We start from the raw sequence: 9343 nt of genomic DNA, 5'->3' as shown, positions 1-9343 counted from the left end.
CGTTTTCCTGGTTCGGCAGACCTGCAGCAGTTCTGGGAGCATCTGAAGTCCAATCATGATCTTGTGACAGAGGTGCCTGCAGACCGTTGGGACTGGCGGCAATATCACGGCGATCCGCTGGCCAGCCCGGGAAAAACACTTAGCCGTTGGGGTGGTTTTATCACCGATATTGATAAGTTCGACGCTTTATATTTTAATATTTCCCCGCTTGAGGCAGAACTGATGGACCCGCAGCAGCGGATCACGCTGGAAGCGGTATATGGTGCGCTGGAAGATGCGGGCATAGCGCCGGGAAGCCTGAAAGGCAGTAATACCGGTGTGTTCATTGGGGTGGCCTCTTCTGATTATGCCGGGATGCTGCGGTCTTCGCCGGCTTTTAGCAGCCAGGCTCAGTATGCAACAGGGTCTGCTCATTCGGTATTGGTGAACCGCATTTCCTACCTGCTGGACATACACGGTCCCAGTGAGCCGGTGGATACGGCCTGTTCCAGTTCGCTGGTGGCAATTCACCGGGCGGTGGAACATATCCGTAACGGAGATTGTGATATGGCGATAGCCGGCGGCGTGAACGCGCTGTTGTCACCTGATCTTACGTTGTCGTTTAGCCAGGCTGGGATGTTGAGTGCAGAAGGCCGTTGCATGACTTTTGATCAGCGGGCCAATGGTTATGTGAGGGGAGAAGGTGTCGGCATCATTATACTAAAACCGCTGAGCAGGGCCGTTTCGGACGGAGACCAGATCTATGGCGTAATCCGGGGCAGTGCCGTTAACCATGGCGGTAAGGCCAATACGCTGACGTCGCCCAATCCTGTTGCCCAGCGTGACCTGCTGCTGAAAGCATATCGGAATGCCGGTATCGCTGCGGACCGGGTAAGTTACATTGAAGCACATGGTACCGGGACGGCGCTGGGCGATCCCATTGAAATGGACGGTTTACAGCAGGCTTTCCGGGAGTTATATGCAGAAAACAATTTGGTATATCCCGGCCAGGGTGATTGCCGTGTGGGCAGCGTTAAGTCCAATATCGGGCATCTGGAGGCCGCAGCGGGAATTGCGGGTGTGATAAAGGTGCTGCTGTCAATGAAGCATGGGCTGCTGCCGGGCAATCCTCATTTGCAGCGGGCCAATGAATATATAAAACTGGAAGGCAGCATTTTCCGTTTATCTGCATCCCCGGAACGCTGGGAAGACAAATCATCCCTGCCGTTGGTGGCTGGCGTGAGCAGCTTCGGTTTCGGGGGCGCCAATGCACATGTGGTCCTGGAAGCATATGACCGGCCCGGAGCAGTTGTGCATAAAACGGATGTTCATCCGGTAATAGTGGTATTGTCTGCCCGCAACCAGGAGCGGTTGTTTGTCCTGGCAAATAACCTGCTTGTATATCTGGAAGGTGCCCCGGACACAGATTTGCGGGCATTGGGCTATACGTTGCAAACAGGACGTGATGCGCTGGAAGAGCGCCTGGCGATGGTTGTGACGGACCATTCAGCGCTACAGGGTCTGCTGAGGCAATACCTTTCCGGAGAGACGGGCGATTACTTTACTGGCAATACTAAAAAGGAACGGACGGATTTTCTGCTGGAGGGCGGAGCAGGCCGGGCCTATATCGATTATGCGTTAACACACCGGGAACACCGTTCCCTGGCCCGTTTGTGGGTACGTGGTATAATACCTGACTGGAAGCAGCTATACGCTGATAATAAGCCCGTGAAGATCAGCCTGCCAGGCTATCCCTTTGCGAGAGAACGTTACTGGATACCGGCAAACGAGGCAACGATGCGGTCGGCAACGAAATACGAAGAAAAATCATCAATCGAAAAGATAATAACCGCTTATGCCGAAACATGGGTGCCTGCTATATTGGACAACAATATGGAGCAAAACGCAAGGGTACTGGTGTTGACAAATGGCTTTAGTAAAGGCCTGATAACCGCACTCAGGAACACATTAGGGGCAATAGAAGTTGTCTCTTCCGTTAGTGATTTTGTCGGGACGTTGGAAACTGTAACTGGTTTAATTGATCTTACTCCGCTGGAAGCAGGCCATCCGGTTAATTATGAATGGATAACGCTGCTTCAGAAGATTATAACTACAGCAACGGCAGCATCGCTCAAACTTATGATCGTTAATGAAGAGCAAACAGATGGCGATCACATCAGAGGTGCCGACCGGTTTGGGCTGTATGGTATGTTACAGGCGGAATATTCAAAAGTCCATAGCCAGCATGTGCGTCTGCCGGCAGGTCTGGCAGATATTGATAAAAGTAGGTTGATCACCACAGCTTATGCATCCCGGAATGCCGGCACCAAAGTTCGGTACCATAACGAAAGCTGGCATGTTCCACAACTGAAGGAAATCCGACTGGAGAAAAGCCTTAAACGGCATTGCAGTGGACCCGTACTGATAACCGGAGGAACAAGAGGAATAGGCATGGCATGTGCCAGGCACCTTGTTGCTGCACACAACATAAAGAACCTCATCTTATTAGGCAGGGAAGTTTTACCCGACAGGGATAGCTGGGAAGAAAGAAAACAGGAAGATAGCAGGATTGGCCAAAAAATCAGGGATGTCCTTTCCCTGGAAGCTGCAGGGGCGGTAGTGGAAGTGGTGAATATACCGCTTACTGAAAAAGAGAAGCTCCGTGAATACCTGGATAACATACAGCGTGTATGGGGCCCTGTTAAAGGGCTGCTGCATGCTGCCGGGTATGTGGACGACCACACCTATGCATTCATTGACAAAACCAGAGCAGGTATAACAGCATTACAGGTCCCTAAAGTACAGGGATTGGAAAATCTGCATGAACTGCTGCAGGAAAACGATTTGGACTTTGCCGTATTGTTCTCTTCATTGTCTTCCGTTGTACCAAGGCTGGGAGCGGGATTCAGTGATTATGTCATGGCCAACAGCTTTATGGACAATTTCGCTGCCTTCCGCCGGCAGCAAGGTTATCGCTATACCAGTGTACAATGGTCGAGCTGGAAAGAAGCGGGTATAGGGGAAATGAAAGGCGGCCTTTATGGCGAGTTGGGTTTTTTGTCAATGACCAATAAAGAGGCATTGGCGATACTGGACTGTATTCTGATGAACGATGAATGCCCGCCGGTTGTTTTTTCAGCAGTATACGACCCTGCCAAATTTGATAGCGTAACGGCGATTACTATTCCCGAAAAAGCCAGTATACAAGAGCCATCTGCCATGCACAACGACCGGCAGTCCCCGGATATTACTGACTGGTTGAAAGGCCAGGTAGGCATAGTGTTACGGATGGATCCCCGTATTCTGGATAACGATACCAATTTCCAGGAATATGGAGTTGATTCCATTGTGTTGTCATTATTGGTTAAACGTTTGGAAACACAATTAAACGGCATGGCGGTGTCTCCTAACGTTATTTTGGAATACCCAACCATAAACCTGCTGGCCGGGTATCTGAAGGAACAGTGCCCTGAGGGATTATTAGCCTTGCTGAACGGGCAGGATATATCTTTTTCTGAGACGGTGCAGACAGCAAAAGCGGATGTAACAGATCCTGTGAATAAAACAAAAGGCAGTGTGCTGTCAGAACTGGATATCAGCGCAATTAGTTCCGGGAATGACGGAGGCCTACTCCCTTTACAGATGGATAGTGGTTTTGATGACGGCTTGCAGCAGCTTTGTCAAAAAAGTATACTTAAAATACTACTGGACCTTGGAATCAGGGACCATCGCTATCATACCGTTACCGGATTGAGAAAAGCGTTGGGAGTAGTGGATAAATACCAGCGGCTTTTTGCTGAGCTGGTCCGGATATCGGTCAATGCCGGACTGCTTGTATGGGATGAAACCGGACAGGTCAGCATTCCCCCCGAGGTCGGGACAACAGCAACATACAGTCATACCGCTGCCCTGCAGCAGCTCAGGGAGCGTTATCCCAACTTTAAAGGTGTGCTCAACCTGCTGGAGATGTCCCTTGATGCGTTTCCTGAAATCATAACCGGAATGCGGAAAGCAACAGATGTTATGTTCCCCGAGGGTAACATGGCATATGTAGCGGCAGTTTATAAAGGGAACAGGTATGCTGATTATTTCAACGAATTGTTGACCAACGCGGTCTCCAATGCTGTTGAGGCCGGAGTGAAACAACTGCGTCCCGGAGAGCGGATAAGGATACTGGAAGTGGGGGCGGGAACCGGAGGCACCAGTGAGCTGATCTTTAAAAAACTGGTACCGTATAGCGATTATATCACTTACGCTTACACAGATGTATCCAGAAGCTTTTTACATTATGCAGAAGAGACTTATAAGACAATAGCGCCTTATCTGACAACTGCTGTTTTCGATATTGGCCAGCCGCCAGCTTCGCAGCATTTGCCGGAGCATACTTACGATATAGTCATTGCCGCCAATGTTGTGCATGCTACCAGGGACATAGCCGTGAGCCTGCAAAATATGCGAAAAACCATGAAGCCGGACGGCCTTTTGCTATTGAACGAGATCGCGGTAAACTCGGTGTTTAATACACTTACGTTCGGGTTGCTGGACGGCTGGTGGCTGTTTGAAGATGAGGAACGCAGAATGGAAGGGGGGCCGGCGCTTTCAGCTGACAGCTGGAAGCAGGTGCTCGCCGCCAATGGCTTCAATAAGAGCGGCTCGTTTCCTGAAGGAGGAGGGAAGGAACAACAGTTGGTAATTGCTGTTAATACCAATAAAAAAATGACACCTGTGACAGCAGCTGAAAGTGGTAAAAAAGAAGGGAATACTCATAGCAGCAATAACAGGATCGCTGTGGTGGGCATGGCGTGTCACTTTCCCGATGCACCTGATATTGCTTCCTTCTGGGAAAATCTGAAAAATGGAAGGGACAGTATCAGGGAAGTGCCTGCCAGCCGCTGGTCTGTGGCCAGGCACTATGCGCCTGGAGGAGCCACGAATGGGAAAAGTATCAGTAAGTGGGGAGCGTTCCTTGACGGAATTGAAGACTTTGATCCTGCTTATTTTGGCATCCATCCTTCGCTGGCCCAAAATATAGATCCTCTTGAGCGGCAATGGCTGGAAGTGAGTGCTGAAGCGCTTGCAGATGCGGGCTTCAGTAAAAAAGACCTATGGGGTAAAAGTGTGGGTGTATTCGCAGGAAGCAGGGTGAGTAATTTCTCTGATAAGGTAAAAGCATTACCGAAAGATATCCTGGTAGGTGTAGGCCAGAATTTCATCACCGCACACTTAGCGCATATCTACAATTTCACCGGGCCTAATATGGTGGTAGATACTGGTTGTAGCAGCGCTGTTACTGCCATATCGCTGGCTGTCGATAGCCTGCTTAGCGGAGAAACGGAAGCGGCGCTGGCTGGTGGAGTGGACATTCTCCTCAATGAAAGAACGTTTATTACGCTCAGTGCTGCCGGCGTACTTTCTCCCGACGGAAGAAGTAAGACGTTTGACGAAAGTGCTAACGGCATTGGCCTGGGTGAAGGGTGCGGGGTATTAGTGCTGAAGCGCCTGGACGACGCGGTCAGGGCCGGCGATAAAATATACGGCGTGATTGAAGGCGCCGCGATTAACAATGATGGGAATACGATGGGCGTAACTACCCCTAACCCTGCTGCACAGCTGAACCTGCTGAAGCGTGCGGTGGCAAAATCCGGTGTGGATGTGGCCACCATCAGTTACATTGAAACGCATGGTACAGCTACTCACATAGGAGATCCCATTGAACTCAAAGCCATTAACCGGTTATTCGAAGCCCATACTTCTGCCAGGGGAATTTGTGGGATTGGCAGTGTAAAAAGCAATATCGGGCATTTGCTTAGTGCTGCCGGCGTTGCAGGGGTTATTAAAACATTGCTATCGATGAATGCCGGACAGCTGCCGCCTACTCTTCATTGTAATACTCCCAATCGCCGATTTGATTTCGACAACTCTGCGGTATACCCGGTAAGGGTGTTGACAGAATGGCCTGGCGTAAACGGTGTAAGACGGGCCGGAGTGAGTGCTTTCGGCCTGGGAGGGAGCAACGGGCATCTTATATTGAGCAATGAAGGTATTCCTGCAGCCAGTGTAGTGTCTTCTTTTGCTCCGCCACAACCCGGCTTTAAACGACAAAGACATTGGCCGGAAGAAGAAAAATATATTGTTGAAAGTGATATCGCAAAGGCCGTATTTATGAAATATCTAAACACTAATTTCAGTTGAGCATGGAGAACAGGACTGTTCATATTGAGATGGACGCTAACAATTTTATTCTCAGAGACCATAAGGTCTATGGCATTAGCATCCTTCCGGGCGTAAATTATATTGAATTGGTGCTGCGCGCGGCAAAAGCGATGTTTGGCGACGTTTACAGGGTAAAGAAAATGTTGTTTCTGGAACCGCTGGCGGTGGCAGACGGCTGTTGCCGGGACCTGGAAATTACTTTCACCAATGTTGCTGCCGGAAATTACGCAGTGTCGGCGCGTTCGGCGGAAATGCCCACAGCAGGTCAGCCGGCAGGTGCATGGACAGAACATATGCGTTGCCATCTTGAACCCTTCGATAAGCAGGGCGATCAGGTATTTGATGTAAAAGGTTTTATCGCCAGCAGCGAACGCGTCTTGGATATGAGTGAAGGATATAAATGGGCCAGAAGCGTGTCTATTTTTCATGGGCCGTTCATGCAAACGAAAGGCGCTGTCTACCAACGGAAAGATGAAGAGCTGATGGCATTGCAGCTCGGCGAAGAAGCTGCGGAATATCTGAAAGAGCTGGCATTGCATCCCGCTTTCCTGGACGGAGCCACATTCGCCGGCATATCATTTAATCTGGCAGGCAGCCATCCCTGGATACCGGCGGGAACAGACCCCTATATCCCTTTTTCAATTGAGAGTTTTGAATGGCATCGCCCTTTCCCCGGAAAAATATTCGTGCATAGCCATAAACCGGTATTGCCATTCGGTAAGGCGCCGGAAGTTGTTAAGAACAACATTGCCGTATATGATGAAGAGGGGCATCTGTTGGCGCGGTTTTATGATATCACCAGTAAAAGAATAAGGCATCCGGAAATGATCCGGAAATTGGTGGAAACTCCGGCTATGAAAGAAATACAAACAGCGGCCACCACTGTTCCTGTGTCCTCGCCGCCGGTGAAAGAGGAGACGATAACGCATTATTTGCGGCAGCTGGTAGGGAATAAAACAGGCAAACCGGTACCTGAAGCAGACATCAGTACCGGCTTTTATGAGCTGGGGCTGGACTCGAAAGGAGCTTTGGAAATAGTAAGGGAATTGGAACGATTGTACAAGACAGACCTATACCCGACACTGTTATTTGAGTATCAGAATATAAAAGATCTGGGAGATTATCTGTCCCAATATCAGGTCCCTGCTGACATTGATCAGCAGACCGCAGTCAGGAAGGAAAATCCGGAGCCACTGTCCCTTCTGTCGGAACTACCTGTAGTAGCCGCTTCCGGAACAGGGATGGGAGAGCCTGTCGCCATTATAGGGGTGAGTGGTAAATATCCCGGGGCAAAAAATATTCATGCATTCTGGGATAACCTGAAAGCGGGCAAAGACTGTATTACTGAAATACCTCCCGATAGATGGGATGCCGATAGCGCATATAATGCCGGCAACATCAAATCCAAATGGGGAGGATTTTTAACAGACATTGACAAGTTTGATGCGGAACATTTCAGGATTCCGCCCGTACTGGCTGAACTGCTGGACCCGCAGATTCGCCTGTTTATGGAAGTAGTATGGGCAACATTTGAAGATGCAGGATGGAAGCCAATGACCTATCCGGAAAGACGTATAGGCGTTTTCGTAGGTAGTATGTTCAATGATTACCCGCTGCTGGCAACTGAAAAACCGACACTTGAAAAACTATCGTTTTATACGCATTGGGCCATTGCTAACAGGGTGTCGTACCATTACGGACTGACAGGACCGAGCATAGCTGTAAACACTGCCTGTTCTTCATCCCTTACTGCAATTATTCAGGCATGTGATGCTATCAGGAAAGGAGATTGTGTGAGCGCCATTGCCGGAGGGGTTAATTTAAATCTACATGCCTCACGCTGGCAGATCCTGGGAGAAATAGGTTTTTTAGGCACGGCGACAACCAGTAAAAGTTTTGCTGCCGGTGACGGTTACCTGCCCGGCGAAGGGGTAGGCGCTGTTTTATTAAAGTCCCTGAAGAGGGCGGAGGCCGATGGCGACAGGATTTATGGAGTCATTCGTTCAGAAGCTGTAAACCATGACGGACGATCAGGCGGTTTCGGTGTCCCTAATCCTGGCGCACAGGCACTTTTAATCAACGAATCGTTAAAAAGGGCGCAGATAGATCCTTTTTCGATCAACTATATCGAGGCGGCAGCTAATGGCTCCCCGCTTGGAGATCCAATCGAAATAGCCGGTTTGTCAAGAGTATTTCATGAAAGGGGAGAAAACAACATTGTAATAGGTGCAGTAAAATCCAATATTGGCCACCTCGAAGCCGCATCGGGCATCTCGCAGTTGACAAAAGTAATATTACAGTTACAACACCGGCAGCTGGCACCTACTATAGGTACGGAAAAACTGAATCCGGACCTGCATCTGGAAAGAACTCCTTTCAAAATAAATACAACATTACAGGAGTGGCTGCCAACTAATGGTCTCAGAAGGGCCATGATCAGTAGTTTCGGCGCAGGCGGCAGTAATGCGCATATTATAGTTGACGACTATACCGGGGAACGTGTGAAAAGATTCAGTGGCAATGGAGAGTCGCTGATTGTGCTGTCTGCCCATACGATCAATATTCTGAGAGAACAGACAATACAACTGAAATCTTTTCTTCAGAACAATGATGGCATCAGTTTATATGATCTCGCTTACACCCTGCAAACAGGACGGGAAGCCATGGAAGAACGCTGGGCCATAGTTGTTCACAGCATGAAGGAACTGGTGGCCGCGTTGGAGGCTTTTCCGGAGAATAAGCCCCTTGCCTGCTATGGTGACAACAACAGCGGGAACGATGAAGCCGGGCCGTCAGCAATCCAGGTTGCACTGAACAATGGCGACCTTAACCTGCTGGCCTGCGCATGGTTGAAAGGCGCAACCATTGACTGGACATTGTTGTACCCTGACGATAAACCGCAGAAAATCGGTCTGCCTACTTATCCTTTTGCCGGCGAGCGGTATTGGATACCGGTAGGACAACCTCGTTATTCATCCGTACAGGAGGAAAACGGGGAAAAGACTTTTTTTTACAACCATGTGTGGAAAGCGAAGGCAATCACCGAAATGCTTTCGCAGGCAGCCGCAGAAGATCTGTTGCTGGTGTCCGGCGGCCCGGCAACACTGGCAGAGAAGCTGGGAGAGCGGCTGGAGATGAGGGCCGTGCATAT

2 protein-coding genes are annotated in these 9343 nt (G+C 49.6%); both read left to right on the top strand.

Going from position 1 to position 9343, the window contains the following annotated elements; genetic code table 11:
* A partial coding sequence (locus ACTJJS_RS33440) for a beta-ketoacyl synthase N-terminal-like domain-containing protein (protein ID WP_440668387.1) occupies nt 1-6171 on the top strand: 6171 nt, incomplete at its 5' end.
* 2 nt (nt 6172-6173) lie between these two features.
* Nucleotides 6174-9343, top strand: a 3170-nt coding sequence (locus tag ACTJJS_RS33435; protein WP_440668386.1) for a beta-ketoacyl synthase N-terminal-like domain-containing protein, incomplete at its 3' end; no start/stop codon positions are given.

Source organism: Chitinophaga sp. 22308 (genome assembly GCF_052045305.1).
Taxonomy (GTDB): Bacteria; Bacteroidota; Bacteroidia; order Chitinophagales; family Chitinophagaceae; genus Chitinophaga; species Chitinophaga varians_A.
Note: the sequence above shows the minus strand (reverse complement) of the source record. Positions and strands in the feature narration are given on the sequence as shown.